We start from the raw sequence: 15,712 nt of genomic DNA on the forward strand, positions 1-15,712 counted from the left end.
CCACTCAGGCGGCGATCACGGGATCGCCCACGGTGTACCCGTGGGCGGCGGCGACCGATTCCGACAGCAGGCTGCCGGAGTGGGTGCTGAGCCCCGCGGCGAGACCCGGGTCCGCGGCCACGGCGTCGCGCCAGCCGCGATCGGCGAGCGCCAGCACGTAGGGCAGGGTGGCGTTGGTCAACGCCACGGTCGACGTATTCGGCACCGCGCCGGGCATGTTCGCGACGCAGTAGAAGACCGAGTCGTGCACGCGATAGGTCGGTTCGGCGTGGGTGGTGGCGTGCGAATCGGCGAAGCAACCGCCCTGATCGATGGCGATGTCGACCAGCACCGAGCCCGGCTTCATCCGGGCCACCAGATCGCGCGACACCAGCGTGGGCGCCTTCGCGCCCGGCACCAGGACCGCGCCGATCACCAGATCGGCGGCGCACACCGCTGTTTCGACCTCCTGGCTGTTGGACGCGATCGTCCGCACGTGACCGCGGTACTGGTCGTCGATCTCGCGCAGCCGGGCGATGTTCACATCGAGCGCGGTCACCTCGGCGTGCATGCCGAGCGCGACGGCGATCGCGTTGCGACCGGCCACCCCGGCGCCGAGCACCGCGACCCGCGCCGGGCGCACACCGGGCACACCACCCATGAGCACGCCGCGCCCGCCTTCGCTGCGCATCAGGTGATACGCCCCCGCCTGGGGTGCGAGCCGCCCCGCGACCTCGCTCATCGGCGCGAGCAGCGGCAGCGACCCGTCACGCGCCGTCACCGTCTCGTAGGCGATGGCGGTGATGCCCGAGTTCAGCAGCGCGTCGGTGCACTCCCTGGAGGCCGCGAGATGCAGGTAGGTGAACAGCACCTGCCCGGACCGCATTCGCGAATACTCCTGCGCCACCGGCTCTTTCACCTTGAGTACCAGGTCCGCGCTCCCCCACACCGCGTCCGCCGTCTCCAGCACCAGCGCCCCCGCCAGCGCAAACGCGGCATCGTCGAACCCCGACCCCGCCCCGGCCCCCGCCTCCACCACGACCTCGTGCCCGCGCGCCACCAGTTCCCGTACCCCCGCCGGCGTGCAAGCCACCCGGTACTCGTGGTTCTTGACTTCCCGTGGTACCCCGATTTTCATCGACACTCCTGACCTCGACAACGAAGGCCCAACACACCGAGCCCTTTCCCAAGGATTGTGAATATTGTGCGAGATCAGATCCACAATCTCGAAAACAATTCTTGTTGAAGACCAAATTGCGGTGATAATTTCGATAGGCCGGGCCTGTCGCCGGTCACACACGAATCATCTTCACCGCGGGCCGGTGCATCAGACGGTGAGCTGGTCTTCCAGGGGGAAGCCGAAGGAGGTCCGGGAATCCGGGGCCGAGACACGGATCGCGTCCGCTTCGGCATCGGTGGACTGACGATTGGCGGCCAATTCGGCTTCGACACGGCGGTGGTAGATGGAGATCTCCCGACCGGTGCGGGCCGGGTCCCAGCCGAGGTACGGTGCGATGAGCTCGGCCACCTCGGAGGCGATGTCGACGCCGCGGGCCGTGGACTCCACCGACAGATGGGTGCGACGGGCGAGGACGTCGTCGAGGTGTAGAGCGCCCTCGTGTGTGACGGCGTAGACGATCTCGGCCTCGAGATAACGCGAATTACCCAGGGGCGCGGCGAGTTCGGGGGTCGCCTCGATCAGCGCCCGGAGTTCGGTGACCGCGCTGCCGTAGCGGCCGAGCAGGTGATCGACGGTGGCCGGGTCGACGCCGAAGACCTCGGCCAGCCGGGCCCGCGACCTCGACAACTCGCGGTAGTGCTCCGCGCCGACCAGGGGCACACGGTCGGTGCACGATTTCGCGGTGCGCCCGGGCAGATCTGCCACCGCGAGGTCGATGGCATCCTTGGCCATCACCCGGTAGGTCGTGTACTTGCCGCCCGCCACCAGGACCAGTCCGGGCACCGGCCGCACCACCGCGTGTTCGCGGGACAGCTTCGCGGTCTGCTCGGAATCACCGGCGGCCAGCAGCGGCCGCAGACCCGCGTACACGCCGACGATGTCCTCATGCCCGATCGGCGTCTCCAGCAGCCGATTGACCTGCGCCAGAATGTAATCGATATCGGCGCGGGTGGCGGCGGGGTGTGCCAGGTCGTGCTCCCAACCGGTGTCGGTGGTGCCGATGACCCAGTGCTCGTCGCTCCACGGGCACGGAATCACGAACAGCAGGCTCTTCTCGGTCTCGGTGATCAGACCGGTTTCGGAGTCGATCCGATCGCGCGGCACCACGATGTGCACGCCCTTGGACGCCTTGATCCTGAATCGGCTCGCACCGCCGAGCATTTCCTGGAGTTCGTCGGTCCAGGCGCCGGCGGCGTTGACCACCCGGCGAGCCCGCACCTCGAAACTACGGCCGGATTCCAGATCCTGCACCAGCGCGCCGACCACCCGGCCGTCCGCACGCAGAAAGTCGACCACCCGCGCACTGGAGGCGACGTGCGCACCGTAGGAGGCGGCGGTGCGCGCCAGCATCATGGTGTGGCGGGCATCGTCGAGCTGACCCTCGTAGAAGCTGACGCCGCCGCGCACGGTCCCGCGCTTGGCGCCCGGGAAACGGCGCGTGGTGGCGGCCCGTCCCAGATGACGGTGATGCGCGGGCACACCGCGACCGGCGCCGAGCACGTCGTAGACGCCGACCCCGGCGCCGACCCAGGCACGGTCGAGGACCGGCTTCTCCAGCGGGTAGACGAATTCGACCGGCTTGGCCAGATGCGGCGCGAGCGTGTCCAGGATCAGCGACCGTTCCCGCAGCGCCTCGAACACCAGCCGAAAGTTGAGCTGTTTGAGGTACCGCAGCCCGCCGTGCACCAGTTTCGACGAGCGACTGGAGGTGCCGGACGCGTAGTCGCGGGCTTCGACGAGTCCGACGCTCAGTCCGCGGGTGACCGCGTCGAGCGCCGCACCGGCGCCGACCACGCCCGCCCCGATCACCAGGACGTCGAGTTCGGTCGCGGCCATGGCATCCAGGGCCCGCTGCCGGGCCGCCGGGCTCAACGCGACGGGAGCTGTGAGCGAACGCATTTCGGTTTCCTTCTGCACGATGATCACGCTTCCTGGTGAGTCGGGACCCAGTCGAGGGTCCGGCCGACGGCTTTGCTCCAGCCCGCGTAACCCGCGGCACGCTGCTCGTCGGTCCATTGCGGTTGCCAGCGGGTACGTTCCCGCCAGTTCTGCCGGAGATCCTCGGGCGAGGACCAGAATCCGACCGCGAGGCCCGCCGCGTAGGCCGCGCCGAGCACCGTCGTCTCCGACACCATCGGGCGGCTGACCGGCACCCCGAGCACATCCGCCTGGATCTGCATGCACAGGCTGTTCGCGGTGACGCCGCCGTCGACCTTCAGCACCTCCAGCGGCACACCGGAATCCTTGAACATGGCATCGGCGACATCGCGGGTCTGATAGCAGATGGCCTCGAGCGTGGCCCGGGCGATGTGGGCGTTGGTGGCGTAGCGGGTGAGCCCGACGATGGCGCCGCGCGCGTCCGAACGCCAGTGCGGCGCGAACAATCCGGAGAAGGCGGGCACGAAGTACACGCCGCCGTTGTCGGCGACCTCCCCGGCCAGCGTCTCGCTGTGCGCGGCGCCCTGGATGATGCCGAGTTGGTCGCGCAGCCACTGCACCGCCGAACCGGTGACGGCGATCGAACCCTCCAGCGCGTATACCGGGGGCCGCGCCCCGAACTGGTAGCACACGGTGGTGAGCAGACCGTTGGCCGAACGGACCGGTGTCGCACCGGTATTGAGCAGCAGGAAGTTGCCGGTGCCGTAGGTGTTCTTGGCTTCGCCCGCGTCCAGGCAGACCTGACCGATCATGGCCGCCTGCTGGTCCCCGACCGCCGCCGCCAGCGGCACCGGCCCGCCCAGCGGTCCGTGGGTGGTGGTGCAGCCGTACAGGGTCGGGTCCGCGGACGGGCGGATCGCGGGCAACATGGCGCGCGGCACGTCGAACAGGGCGAGCAGTTCGTCGTCCCAGTCCAGGGTTTCCAGATCCATGAGCATGGTGCGGCTGGCATTGGTCACATCGGTGACGTGCACGCCGCCGCGCGTACCGCCGGTCAGGTTCCAGAGCAGCCAGGTGTCGATGGTGCCGAACAGGGCGTCACCGCGTTCGGCCGCGGTGCGCACGCCGTCGACATGGTCGAGGATCCAGCGGATCTTGCCGCCGGAGAAGTAGGTGGCCGGCGGCAGACCCGCGCGGTGGCGGATCAGGCGGCCGGCGCCGGAGGCGTCGAGTTCGGCGGCGATCCGGTCGGTTCGGGTGTCCTGCCAGACGATGGCGTTGTAGTAGGGCCGACCGGTGTGCCGGTCCCAGATGACCGTGGTCTCACGTTGATTGGTGACCCCGAGCGCGGCCAGATCGTTCGCACCCAGCCCACGGCTGTGCAGCGCGGTCTGGATGACAGCGGAGGTGCGCTCCCAGATCTCGACCGGATTGTGTTCCACCCAGCCCGGTCGCGGCAGGATCTGCTCGTGCTCGAGCTGATGGTGTGCGACCACCGTGCCCGCGCGATCGAACACCATGCACCGGGTGCTGGTGGTGCCCTGGTCGACCGCTCCGATGAGGTCCGCCATCACAACTCCGTCGTCCGTCCGGCCCCCGATCGGGCCGATCCAGTACCGAACCTAAGGACGGTGTGACCGGGCGACAATGGCACCTGTTCGACAATGTCGAACGCTTCCGCGCTACCGTGGGAGGGTGCCGGGCCCGATCCAGTCCATCGAACGCGCCGCCGCCATCATGGGCGTGGTCGCGGACGCGCCCTTCGGCATCGGTGTCGGCGAACTCGCGGGGGCGCTGGACCTGGCCAAGCCGACCGCCCACGGCCTGCTGCGCACCCTGCAGGGCGTCGGGTACATCGATCAGGACCCGCACTCCGGAAAGTACCGAATCGGCGCGGCCGCGCTCGGGCTGACCGCACGCCCGTTCGATGCGAATGTGCTGCGCTCCTACGCGATGAACTGGGGCGACACCCTGGCCGCCCGCTCCGGCGAGTCCGTGCGCATCGGGGTGCTGCGCGGCGACCGAGTCGCGATCGTGCACCATGTCTTCCGACCCGACGGCAGCACCCAATCCCTGCGGCTCGGAGTCGAACTCCCCTTACACGCAACCGCTCTGGGGAAAGTCCTGCTGGCCTACACCCCGGGACTGACCGAACGCGCCACCGCCGCGCTACCGGCCTATACGACACGCACGCACACCGCGCCGCGTCCCCTACAGGCCGAGATCGCGCGCGTCCGCGCACAGGGATTTGCCGAGGACACAGGCGAATTCCACGCCGAACGCGCCGCCCTGGCCGCACCGATCCGCGATGCGGGCGGCCGAGTGATCGGCGCGATCGGGATCGTGGCCGCGATCGACCGCCTCGACAACCACACCACCCACGCGAAACTGGTGGCCCTGGTCCGCGACACCGCCGCGGCGATCTCCCGCGACCTGACCACCGAACGCCCCCGGTGAACACCCTGCCGCACCCCGGATTCCCCTGTCCCTCGACAGGAGTCGAATCGGGCCGTTGCTGGACTGAACAGGCCCGATACAACTCCCTTCGGATGCTCTCGACGTGTGGTGGTGTGGGAGCTACCCGATCGGCGGGTGGGTGAGATGCGGGCGGCCATGGGTTCGACGGCGCGAGGGCAGCGGTGAACCTGGCGGGCAAGGCGCGGTATGTGATGGCGATCGATCAGGGAACGACCTCGAGTCGCGCCATCCTCTACGACGCCGCGGGGCATCTGGTGTCGGTGGCACAGCGGGAGCATCAGCAGATCTATCCGGCGGCCGGGCAGGTCGAGCACGACGCACTCGAGATCCGCAAGAACGTCGACGGTCTCGTCGGCCGGGTCACGGCGAAGGCGCGGATCGCGGCCGATCAGGTGGTGGCCATCGGCATCGCCAACCAGCGCGAGACGACCGTGCTGTGGGAGCGGCGAACCGGCAAACCCGTGGGCAACGCCATCGTCTGGCAGGACACCCGCACCGAGGAGTTGGTGGGTCAGCTGGCGCGGCGGCCCGGCGCCGCCGACGTGGCGCAGCGCAGCGGACTGCCACTGCTCGGTTATTTCGCGGCACCGCGCATTCGGTGGATGCTCGACCATCGACCGCGATTGCGCGAACGCGCCGAGCGCGGCGAGATCCTGTTCGGCACCATGGACAGCTGGTTGATCTGGAATCTCACCGGCGGACCCGAGGGCGGGGTGCACGTCACCGACGTGACCAACGCCGGGCGCACATTGCTGATGAACCTGCGCACCCTGGACTGGGACGACCGGCTGCTCGAGTTCTTCGGCGTCCCGAGCGCGATCCTGCCCGAAATCCGGTCCAACGCAGAGATATACGGCCGGACCGCGCAGGGCATCCCGATCGCGGCGGCGCTCGGCGACCAGCAGGCCGCCCTGTTCGGGCAGACCTGTTTCGACGCGGGCGAGGCCAAGTGCACCTACGGCACCGGCAGCTTCCTGCTCACCAATACCGGCACCGCGCCCGTGTCCTCCGAACACGGCTTGCTCACCACGGTCGCCTTCCAGATCGGCAGCGAGGCAGCGCATTACGCGCTGGAAGGGTCGATGGCCGCAACCGGGACCCTGGTGCAGTGGCTGCGCGACCGCCTCGATCTGATCGACGCGGCACCCGAGATCGAAACGCTCGCGAGCACGGTCGCGGACAACGGCGGTTGCTATGTGGTTCCGGCGTTCTCCGGTCTGTTCGCGCCGCGCTGGCGCGCGGAGGCGCGCGGCGTCATCGCCGGGCTCACCTCCTACATCACCAAGGGCCATCTGGCCCGCGCGGTGCTCGAGGCCACCGCCTGGCAGACCCGCGAAGTGGTGGCGGCCATGAACGCCGATACCGGCCGAACACTCGCCGAGCTCCGTGTCGACGGCGGTATGACCTCCAACAATCTACTGATGCAACAGATCTCGGACGCGCTCGGCATCCCGGTGGAACGTCCGCTGTACTCCGAGACCGTCTCCCTGGGCGCCGCCTACGCCGCGGGGCTGGCCGTCGGACTGTGGCCCGATATGACCGGGCTGCGCCGCAACCGGCGTACCGCGGGCCGCTGGCGGCCTGCCATGTCCGCGCAGCGCCGCGACCGCGAATACGGCCGCTGGTCCCGGGCCGCCGACCTCACCTACAACTGGACCGAGCCCGGCTGAGCCCGAGCGGCGCGATCCGGCCCGGCGACTGCCCGGCGGTGCGATCATCGATGGGTGTGCGGCGCGGCGACTGGCCGACCGGCAACCTCCCGGCTACCGTGCGCCATGCCGAGTGATCGATCCGAGGAGGGCCCGTGCTCGCTGTAGTACAGATCCTGGCAGTCCTGGCCGCGCTCATCCACTTCTACATCTTCACGCTGGAGAGCCTGCGCTTCACCGACCGCAAAGTGCACGCCGGGCTTTTCCTGGTCGACGACACCGAACTCCAGGCCGTCCGGCCGTGGGCCTTCAATCAGGGGTTCTACAACCTATTCCTGGCCATCGGGACCGTGGTGGGCGTCGCGCTGGTCCGGCCGTGCCCGGCCGCGGGCTGGGCGCTGATCATCATGGGCTGCGGGTCGATGCTGGCGGCTGCCTGCGTGCTGGTCGGCACCGATCGCCGCTTCGTCAAGGCCGCCGCGGCACAGGGCACCGTTCCCGCCCTCACCCTGCTGGGCACGATCACCCAGCTCTGAACGCTTTCGCGGTCCGGGCCCGGATCCGGCGGCACAGCAGCGGGATCCACGGCGCCAGCGCGACGACGGTGACGAGCAGTAGCCACGGCAGCCGCCACCACCAGCGGATCGCGAAGTCCGCCGCGGGCTGGACCACCGGTCGCGCGGTGGCCGACCACACCACGAACGCGTCGCCGATCGGCATGAGCCCGAAGGCATAGCGTTTACTGCCCGGCACCGTGACGGGCAGGCCGAGCAACTCCCCCGTCGCGCCCAGTGCCGTCGCCAGTTCCCGGTCACCGTTGGCCCGGGCCGCACCCATTCCGACCACGGTGGCGGACAGGCTGATTCCCGCGACCAGCGGTCCGGAATCGACGTCGCCGGCACCGTCGCGCCCGTGCGGGAACTCACGCAGCGCGGGGCCGAAACCCCCCGGGTAGGCGAGGAACTGCCGACGGAACGCCGCGTACTGGGTGCGGGCGAACTCGGCGTCGATCTCGGGCAGGAAGCGGTGGATCAAGGTCTGCGAGGTCGCCCGCGCACCCTCCAGCACGGAGCCGTCCGTGGCCGAAACCTCGTGCGGCAGCAGCCCGGTCGCCGGATCGAGGCGATCCCGCGCGGCCGCGAGCCAGCGGTCGACCACCGCGCCGAAGCGGGGTACCCGCAGTCGATCGTGCAGGCGCAGCGAGGCGATCGCCACCGTCGAATCCACCGGCCAGGCCTGTCCCGGATAGGCCGCGAGAAACGGTGTGGCCGAGGCGGTGAAGGCGTCGGCGAGCTCCGCGGTGGCCGCCTCGAACCGCCGCACCAGTTCGTCGTCCCCACCGCCGAGCGCGATGACCCGGCCGCGCAGCCAGTTCGACCACCCGGCCCAGTACACGCCGTAGGCGGGCCGCATGCGCGGATCGAACACCGCGGTACCGCTGGCCGATTCCAATCGTCGCAGCGCCCACCGGGATTCCCGCAACGCCTGCGGGCGCCGGGCCATGTCCCGTTCGCCCGCCTGCAACCACGACAGCCCGTACAGCGCGTTCATGAAGACATAGCCTTCGGGGAACAGCTCCTGCGCCTCGTGATCGGCACCGTCGTCCAGCGCCGAACGCAGGAACGCGAGTTGCCGATAGGTGCAGCCGGGCTGCTCGCCCGGCCCGGGCTGCGGCCACACGAACCGAGCCATCGCCAGCACACAGAGCAGCGTCACGACCATGCCCAGGCCGCGTACGACCCACTTCGCCCGCACTGATCCCCCCGGAAGAACGTCGCTCAGAACACGTGCAACGGTGGCGATTTCGGAAAGGTGACCGGAAGCGACACCAGCGCACGATGGAACGGCCCCGGCCGCCATTCGAGCTGCGCCGCCGACGCCACGCCCAAACTCATCTCCGGAATGGCGTCCAGGATCTGGTCGATCGCCTCCTGGGCGACCAGGTAGGCCACCGACCGGGCCGGGCAGGAATGCGGCCCCAGGCTCCACGCCAGATGCGAACGGTTGTCGGTGTACTCCCCCGCGTTGATGGCGGGATCGTTGTTGCAGCCCGCCATACTGATCAGGACCGGCTGATGCGCGGGCAGCCACGTCCCGTCGATGAGCATCGGCTGACGCGGAAACGTCGCACAGAAGTTGGCCATCGGCGGATCGTTGAACAGCACCTCGTCCAGCGCGTCGCGGGTGGAAATGCTGCCACCGAGCAGATTCCCGGCGAACCGGTCATCGGTGACCATGAACAACAGTGTGTTCACGATCAGGTTCTGCAAGGGTTCGATACCCGCGCCGTAGAGCGTCACCAGCTGGTGGACCATTTCCACGTCGGTGAGGTTGGCCGGGTGCGCGATCAGTCGCGAAACGATGTCGTCACCGGGCTCTTTGCGCTTGCGGGTGGTGAGCTGCATCAGTGCGTCGGTGAGCATGGCGTTGCCTTTGTCGGCATTGACGCCTTCGAAGATGGCGGCCATGCCGCTGGCGATCTGCTGTCCGATATCGGCCGAGCAACCGATGATCTCGTTGAGCACCGCGAAGGTCAGCGGGAAAGCGTACTGGCTGATCAGATCGGCGTAGCCGTCCCCGCAGAAGCCGTTGATCAGCGGTATCGCGACCCGTTCGACGGTGGTGTGCAGCGCGTGCAGATCCACCGCGGATACGGCGGCCACATTGACCTGCCGATAACGCAGGTGCTCGACCCCCGCAGTGCGCGTGGCGTTCGGGCGCCACTCCAGAATCGGCAGCACCGGGCAATCACTGGGCACATGCTGCTGCCAGGTCCGCGGATCGGCCGGGAAATGATCCGGATCGTTGAGGATCTGCACCGCGGTGTGATAGCCGATCACCAGGGTCGCCGGGATACCCGGCGCCAGCTCGACCGGCACCATGGAACCGAACCGCCTGCGCATATCGGCGTAGGCACCGTGCGGGTCGGCGGCGAACCCGTCGCCATACAGCGGCACGCGCGGACCATCGGTATCGACCGGCGAGCCGTGCGGGACGGGGCAGCCGGGGGCCTGGGAAGGCAAGGTCACAGCAGAGACTCCTGACGGTGGAACAGGAATTCGACGAGCGTGATCAGAGCTTGCAGGCAGGTGCCGCGATTGCGGGCATCCAATTGGGTGAGCGGGGTTTCGGGTGCGAGATCGAGGGCGTCGCGGACCTCCTCCAGCGGGAAACGTTTCGCGCCCTCGAAGGCGTTGATCGCCACGGAGTACGGAACACCGCGCTCCTCCAGCACCGACAGCACCTCGTCGGACCGTTCGATCCGACGAGTGTCTACCAGCACCAGCGCGCCGAGCGCGCCGCGCGCCAGTTCCTCCCACAGCGGCACGAACCGCTGCTGGCCGGGCGTGCCGAAAAGATACAGCGCCAGCTGCGGATTCAGCGTGATGCGGCCGAAATCCATGGCGACGGTGGTCTGTGTCTTCTCGCCGAGCCCGGCCATATCGTCGATGCCGATACTGGCCTCGGTGATGGTCTCCTCCGTGCGCAACGGTGCGATCTCGGAAACGCTGCCGACGAACGTCGTCTTGCCGACGCCGAAGTTCCCCGCCACCAAGAGTTTCACCGATCGGGTCACGGTCTCCGGCACATAATTTACTTCAGGCCGGGAGAGCACGGAGCCCATCGAGAACCTCCTTGAGAATCGCCAGCTGGGGCACGTTGGTGGGCACGGGAATCGCCAGGCATTCGTGGTCGATCAGATCGGAGACGACGATCTTGACCACCGAGGGCGGCAGGTCCAGATAGGCCGCGATCTCGGCGATCGAGAGCGCGCCGCGGTCGCATACCTCCCGCACCCGCCGCGCCTCCGGCCGTGCGCCTTGAGGCAGACTGGCGCCCGCCGCCACGACGAGGGTCACCAGATCCAGGTCCCGGCTGGCGCGGGAACGCCCGCCGGTTCGCACATAGGAGCGGACGAGGTCGGGGTCGCGCCGTGGCCTGGTCATCGCCGATCGCTGTCCGCTCTCCGATGTGAGTAGTTGCCTAGCTCGTGACCGACACGGGCGGCGAGCTCGTTCATGCGGTGCGCGACCAGGCCGACGTCGGCGTCGGTGTTGGTCGAAACACCCAGTAGCGCACCATCTCCGGCGGCGGTAATGAAGATCATGCCCTCGTCGTACTCGGTCATGTTCTGCCGCAGCGCGCTGGTGGAGCCGCCACAGAATTCGCCGAGCGCCTTACCGAGGGAACGCAATCCGGAGGCCGCGGCCGAGAAACGCTCCGCGTTGTCGCGGGTGATGCCCTGCGAGTGCGCGATGCGTAGACCGTCTTCGGACAGCAGCACCGCGAACCGCACCCCTGGCACGGCGAGCTCTTCGAGTAACCAGCCGAGCTTGTTACTGGAATCGGTTGCGGTACTCATCAAGACGTCGTCCCTTCCGTGCTGAATTGATGGTGCTCGTGCCCTTCGGGATTCTGCTGTGCAGACGCGTCCGAGTCGCCCGCCGCCGAATCCTCGGCCGCGGCGCGACCGGTCTTGGATCCGGACTGCCAGGCCGCGGCGATATCCGGGCGCGGCAGCGAAGGTTCGGAGCGCGGACCGACCGGACTCGGCGGCACGGCGGCGACCGCCGGCGCGACCGGCCGGCGGCGGCGCTTGGGCAGGCCGCCACTGGTGATCTCGTGCACGGCGAACGTCGGCTCCGCTCCCGAGGCATCGGGTTCGGCGGCGGCGGGCGCCGCGGCGACCGGCTCCGGGCGCGGCGCGGCCTCGACCACGGGCGCGACCGCCGGTGTGCTGAGCAACGATTCGGGAATGTAAACCATTGCCCGCATACCCCCGTAAGCGTTCGGACCATCGATGTAGACGGTGAATCCGTAGCGTCGAGCCAGTGCTGCGACACCGGGGAAACCGACCTTCGGCGCGGGGCCGAGCTCGTGGATGTCCACGGTGCGCTCGCCCGCGAGGATCTGGCGCGCCTCCTCCATCTGCTCGGCGTTCATCCGCACGCCCGCGTCGTCGATGATGACGGTGACGCCGTGGTGGCCGGACTGGAAACTGATGTCCACGAACGAGGTCGGCGGCGAATAGCGCAGCGCGTTGTCCAGCAGGGTGGCCAGCGTATGCACCAGCGGCTCCACCGCACGGCTGATGACCACCCGATCCGATTCGGCGGCCCGCACGCGCAGGTAGTCGCGCACGCGGCCGGTCGCGCCGCCGACCACGTCGGTGAGCGACTGGGCCGGCCAGCGCCGACCGGGCAGACCACCGCACACGATCACGTACGACTGGGCCTGGCGGATCATCTGCTGGACGGTGTGGTCGATGCGGGTCAGTGTCGCGTAGACCTCGTCGTCGCGGTGCTGGCGCAGCGCGGCGCTGACCACCTGGCCGGCGTCGGCGCCGAGGCTGACCACGGAGGTACCGAAGGCGCGCACCGCGCCGGACGTGGCGTCACGTGCCGCGCCCATGACCTCGGCCCGCACCGCGACGTCGGCCTGCTCGATGCCGGCGCGCTTGCGTTCCTCGGCGTCGATCTGGACCTTCCGCAACTCGTCGGCATAACGATCACCGAGCCAGTGCAGGCACTGCACGAAGCGCGAGTTCTCCAAGGTCGCCGGGGTCTCGATGGCGTTGCTGGGGTTCTCGTAGCGGCGGACCGCGTCGGTGATCGCCGGAACGGTGTGCACGGCGAAGGACTCGAGCGTGTCCTCGTAGGCACGCTGCTGGCGGGTTAGCTCATCGATCCGCTGCTGCTGGCGTCTACCGGCGTTGACGTAATACGCCACGACGGCGGCGACCAGCGCCGGAGCGATAATCCACGGAAGTACCTGCGCCATATCTAGGTTCATCCGGTTACGTCACGCCTTTCGTTCACACCGCCGACAACTGGAGCCAGAACCTCACATTGCCTGCGGGACAGGCGATCACGCACTCTCCCGCAGACTCGCTCACACTAGCAGGATCGCGGCGAACGCGTAACATTCAGCAACTCTTAAGAATTCGAAGAACCGGCGGTACCGGTTACCATGCGCGCATGGCGAAGCTGAAGGTTTCCGTTGCCGTCCCGTTGCCTCCCGAGCGGGCATGGGCGCACACCTCGAATCTGTCCGAGCTCGATCAGTGGCTGACCATGCACGAAGCATGGCGCAGCGAGGTACCGGCCGAGCTCACCCCCGGCAGCACGCTGGTCGGCGTCGCGACGGTCAAAGGCTTTCGCAACCGCGTCACCTGGACGGTCGAAGAGGCGCAGGCGCCCGAACGCCTGAAGCTGCGCGGCGCCGGCAAGGGCGGCACCAAACTCGGCCTGCAACTCCTGGTCGCCCCCAAGGGCTCCGGCTCGGAGGTCACCGTCGACATCGAACTCGGCGGCCGCCCCCTCTTCGGCCCGATCGGCACCACCGTCGCCCGCGCGATCAAGGGCGATATCGAACGTTCGCTCGACAAGTTCGTCGCGCTGTACGGGGAGAAATGATCCGACGATTCCGATGAGCGGGACGGTTGGCCGAAATCCGCGCATGGCGTAGCGACGGTGGCTACCGTGTGCGAACTCGGCGGTTGCTGCGAAGGACGCGAGATGCCGAGGTCAGAAAGGTATTTCGGCTATGAACTCGCCGTCGATCCCCGCACCGCCGACCCTGCTCACCGGACTCTGGCAACGCAAACTACCGCATTATCCCGAGACGCCCGCGCGGGCGTGGTATCTGACCGTCGTGGTCATCACCTCGATCGCCCTGTATTACCAATTGTTTGTCACCGGCGCGGTGGGCAACGAGCTGATCGCCAATTTCGATCTGTCCTTCGCCTATTTCGTCTGGATCTTCATCATCGGCGCCGCGTTCGGCGCGGTCGCCTCGGTGGTGGCCGGTGTCCTGGACCGGTGGGGGCGGGCCAATATCGTCGCCTACGGCGTGGTGATCGTGTCGGCGCTGACGCTGTTCGCGGTGCCCGCGACCACCAGTAAAGAGGCGTATCTGATCGTCTACATCCTGGTGAGCGTCGTGGAGGGCGCGGTCCTGGTGGCGACGCCCGCGCTGATCCGGGACTTCTCCCCGCAGCTGGGCCGGGCCTCGGCGATGGGGTTCTGGACCATGGGCCCGGTGATCGGCGCGCTGGTCACCACCGCCATTTCCACCCGCACCCTCGACGCGCACCCGGATTGGCAGTACCACTACCGGCTGTGCGGCGTGATCTGCCTGGTCATCTCGGTGTTCGCGGTGGTCGGCCTGCGCGAACTGAGTCCAGCGCTACGCGATCAGGTGATGGTCTCGCTCCGGGACAAAGCACTGGTGGAGGCGCGCGCCCGGGGCCTGAATGTCGAAGAACTGGAACGCGATCAGTGGAAGCAGATGCTGAAACTGAATATTGTCGGCTCCGCTCTCGGCATCAGTTTGTTCTTGTCGTTCTTCTATACGATCGTCTCGTTCCTCGCGGTCTATATGGCGACCAACTTCGGTTTCACCTCGGCGCAGGCCAATGCCCTCGGCAACTGGTATTGGGGCGCCAACGCGATCGCGCTCGTCACGGCCGGCATCGTCTCGGACCGGCTGAAAGTGCGGAAGCCGTTCATGATCGCGGGCGCGCTCATCTCCATCACCGGCATGTTCATCCTGATCCAGCACAACGACCGGCCCGACACCGGCTATTACACCTGGGCCTGGATTTTCGCGCTCATCGCGGTCGGTACCGGCATCGCCTACTCGACCTGGATGGCGAGCTTCACCGAAACCGTGGAGGAGCGCAATCCCGCGGCCACGGCGGTGGGCCTGGCGGTGTGGGGCGGCACGCTGCGCGGCGTGGTCACGCTGGTGCTGTTCGGTCTGCTGCTCGTGGTGAATGCCGCTGGGCCACTGGTGAACTACGGCCCGCGCCTGGGCGAGATCCAGGCCAGGCACGCATCCGAACTGGCTACCATCCAGACTGTCGGACCCGATACGTTGGCGGCCCTGCAGGCCAACCCCAATGATCAGGTCGCGCAGCTGACGGCCATGCAGAAGCTGACCGGCGCCTCGGCCGCCGACATCCAGACCACCATGGCGCTGAGCGCGAAGTATCCGCAGGAGCTGGAAACGCTGAACGCCATCGCGCCGGACACCCAGGCCGCGCTGGCGGCCGACCCGGCCGACGGCAATGCGGGGCTCGCCGCGGTCGGCCAGGTCGCGCAGAAGTTCGGCATCCCCGTGAACGACGCCATCGCACGGCTCACGGCCACCCAGGCCGTGCCGCGCGCCGAGCTCACAGTCGCGGCCACGGTCGGCCCCAAGCTGCGCGACGCGGCCGCCAAGCTCCAGGCGATCAGCACGATCTCCGCCGACGATCGGGCCTACCTGGCCGAGCGCGGTCCGGAAGTGCAGCAGGCCAAGCATGATTCGCCCGGCCAGTGGGGCCGCTGGTGGTGGATCTGCCTGATCGCCCAGGTCCTGTTCATTCCGTTCGTATTCGTGATGTCGGGACATTGGAGCCCGAAGAAGGCGGCCGCCGAGGCCGCCGCCCACGACGCCGTCGTGCAGCGCGAGCTGGCCGAGCTGTCGAAGTAGCCCGGGACCGGAGAGTGGCGGTGGTCACTCTCCGGACCTGGGGTCCATCCCTGGTGCTTTCCCCGGCCAA

14 protein-coding genes are annotated in these 15,712 nt (G+C 68.4%); 5 read left to right on the plus strand and 9 right to left on the minus strand.

The window, feature by feature from the left end; translation table 11 throughout:
• Positions 1 to 4: 4 nt before the first annotated feature.
• The 3 genes from ald to glpK (ACFVMC_RS26045) all read right to left on the minus strand — a co-directional run bounded on the left by ald (position 5) and on the right by glpK (ACFVMC_RS26045) (position 4,608).
• On the minus strand, positions 5 to 1,117 hold the full coding sequence (ald, locus tag ACFVMC_RS26035) for an alanine dehydrogenase (RefSeq protein ID WP_379214413.1): 1,113 nt from the start codon (positions 1,115 to 1,117) through the stop codon (positions 5 to 7).
• Positions 1,118 to 1,306: 189 nt separating this feature from the next.
• Positions 1,307 to 3,058, minus strand: a complete 1,752-nt coding sequence (locus ACFVMC_RS26040) for a glycerol-3-phosphate dehydrogenase/oxidase (RefSeq protein WP_379214415.1) — start codon at positions 3,056 to 3,058, stop codon at positions 1,307 to 1,309.
• A gap of 23 nt (positions 3,059 to 3,081) precedes the next feature.
• Positions 3,082 to 4,608, minus strand: a complete 1,527-nt coding sequence (glpK, locus tag ACFVMC_RS26045) for a glycerol kinase GlpK (protein ID WP_379214417.1) — start codon at positions 4,606 to 4,608, stop codon at positions 3,082 to 3,084.
• Between the two features lie 124 nt (positions 4,609 to 4,732).
• On the opposite strand from glpK (ACFVMC_RS26045), the gene ACFVMC_RS26050 reads away from it, so the two are divergent.
• The 3 genes from ACFVMC_RS26050 (at position 4,733) to ACFVMC_RS26060 (ending at position 7,700) form a co-directional block, all read left to right on the plus strand.
• Positions 4,733 to 5,494, plus strand: coding sequence for an IclR family transcriptional regulator (locus ACFVMC_RS26050; protein ID WP_379214418.1), 762 nt, complete (start codon positions 4,733 to 4,735; stop codon positions 5,492 to 5,494).
• Positions 5,495 to 5,676: 182 nt separating this feature from the next.
• Positions 5,677 to 7,185, plus strand: coding sequence for a glycerol kinase GlpK (glpK, locus tag ACFVMC_RS26055; protein WP_379214420.1), 1,509 nt, complete (start codon positions 5,677 to 5,679; stop codon positions 7,183 to 7,185).
• A 134-nt stretch (positions 7,186 to 7,319) separates the two neighbouring features.
• Positions 7,320 to 7,700, plus strand: coding sequence for a DUF1304 domain-containing protein (locus ACFVMC_RS26060; RefSeq protein ID WP_379214422.1), 381 nt, complete (start codon positions 7,320 to 7,322; stop codon positions 7,698 to 7,700).
• On the opposite strand, the gene ACFVMC_RS26065 is transcribed toward ACFVMC_RS26060, so the two are convergent.
• The 6 genes from ACFVMC_RS26065 to ACFVMC_RS26090 are packed head-to-tail and all read right to left on the minus strand — an operon-like array spanning position 7,687 to position 12,945.
• Positions 7,687 to 8,919 carry a hypothetical protein gene (locus ACFVMC_RS26065; protein ID WP_379214424.1) on the minus strand — a complete coding sequence of 411 codons (1,233 nt, stop codon included), beginning with the start codon at positions 8,917 to 8,919 and terminating at the stop codon, positions 7,687 to 7,689. The genes ACFVMC_RS26060 and ACFVMC_RS26065 overlap by 14 nt on opposite strands.
• Before the next feature lie 23 nt (positions 8,920 to 8,942).
• Complete coding sequence (locus ACFVMC_RS26070; RefSeq protein ID WP_379214426.1) at positions 8,943 to 10,193, minus strand: cytochrome P450; 1,251 nt, start codon at positions 10,191 to 10,193, stop codon at positions 8,943 to 8,945.
• The gene (locus ACFVMC_RS26075) at positions 10,190 to 10,789 is read right to left on the minus strand and encodes an ATP/GTP-binding protein (RefSeq protein WP_379214427.1); all 600 of its coding nucleotides are present in this window, start codon (positions 10,787 to 10,789) and stop codon (positions 10,190 to 10,192) included. Before ACFVMC_RS26075 ends, ACFVMC_RS26070 begins: the two co-directional genes overlap by 4 nt.
• Positions 10,764 to 11,111, minus strand: coding sequence for a DUF742 domain-containing protein (locus ACFVMC_RS26080; RefSeq protein WP_379214429.1), 348 nt, complete (start codon positions 11,109 to 11,111; stop codon positions 10,764 to 10,766). The genes ACFVMC_RS26075 and ACFVMC_RS26080 overlap by 26 nt, the downstream gene beginning before the upstream one ends.
• Entirely contained in the window at positions 11,108 to 11,527 is a 420-nt protein-coding gene (locus tag ACFVMC_RS26085; RefSeq protein ID WP_379214431.1) for a roadblock/LC7 domain-containing protein, read from the minus strand. Before ACFVMC_RS26085 ends, ACFVMC_RS26080 begins: the two co-directional genes overlap by 4 nt.
• Positions 11,527 to 12,945, minus strand: a complete 1,419-nt coding sequence (locus tag ACFVMC_RS26090; RefSeq protein ID WP_379214433.1) for an ATP-binding protein — start codon at positions 12,943 to 12,945, stop codon at positions 11,527 to 11,529. The genes ACFVMC_RS26085 and ACFVMC_RS26090 overlap by 1 nt, the downstream gene beginning before the upstream one ends.
• A 197-nt stretch (positions 12,946 to 13,142) precedes the next feature.
• Here ACFVMC_RS26090 and ACFVMC_RS26095 point away from each other — a divergent pair, with 197 nt between their 5' ends.
• Both ACFVMC_RS26095 and ACFVMC_RS26100 read left to right on the plus strand, forming a co-directional pair.
• On the plus strand, positions 13,143 to 13,580 hold the full coding sequence (locus tag ACFVMC_RS26095; RefSeq protein WP_379214435.1) for an SRPBCC family protein: 438 nt from the start codon (positions 13,143 to 13,145) through the stop codon (positions 13,578 to 13,580).
• Between the two features lie 130 nt (positions 13,581 to 13,710).
• Positions 13,711 to 15,642, plus strand: a complete 1,932-nt coding sequence (locus ACFVMC_RS26100; RefSeq protein WP_379214437.1) for a nitrate/nitrite transporter — start codon at positions 13,711 to 13,713, stop codon at positions 15,640 to 15,642.
• Positions 15,643 to 15,712 lie beyond the last annotated feature (70 nt).

Source organism: Nocardia sp. NPDC127579 (assembly GCF_042672005.1).
Taxonomy (GTDB): domain Bacteria; phylum Actinomycetota; class Actinomycetes; order Mycobacteriales; family Mycobacteriaceae; genus Nocardia.

Bases quoted from the DNA above. Each gene is read 5' to 3' on its own strand.
- ald (WP_379214413.1), bottom strand. From the start codon at position 1,117: ATGAAAATCGGGGTACCACGGGAAGTCAAGAACCACGAGTACCGGGTG.
- ACFVMC_RS26040 (WP_379214415.1), bottom strand. From the start codon at position 3,058: ATGCGTTCGCTCACAGCTCCCGTCGCGTTGAGCCCGGCGGCCCGGCAG.
- glpK (WP_379214417.1), bottom strand. From the start codon at position 4,608: ATGGCGGACCTCATCGGAGCGGTCGACCAGGGCACCACCAGCACCCGG.
- ACFVMC_RS26075 (WP_379214427.1), bottom strand. From the start codon at position 10,789: ATGGGCTCCGTGCTCTCCCGGCCTGAAGTAAATTATGTGCCGGAGACC.
- ACFVMC_RS26080 (WP_379214429.1), bottom strand. From the start codon at position 11,111: ATGACCAGGCCACGGCGCGACCCCGACCTCGTCCGCTCCTATGTGCGA.
- ACFVMC_RS26085 (WP_379214431.1), bottom strand. From the start codon at position 11,527: ATGAGTACCGCAACCGATTCCAGTAACAAGCTCGGCTGGTTACTCGAA.
- ACFVMC_RS26090 (WP_379214433.1), bottom strand. From the start codon at position 12,945: ATGGCGCAGGTACTTCCGTGGATTATCGCTCCGGCGCTGGTCGCCGCC.
- ACFVMC_RS26095 (WP_379214435.1), top strand. From the start codon at position 13,143: ATGGCGAAGCTGAAGGTTTCCGTTGCCGTCCCGTTGCCTCCCGAGCGG.
- ACFVMC_RS26100 (WP_379214437.1), top strand. From the start codon at position 13,711: ATGAACTCGCCGTCGATCCCCGCACCGCCGACCCTGCTCACCGGACTC.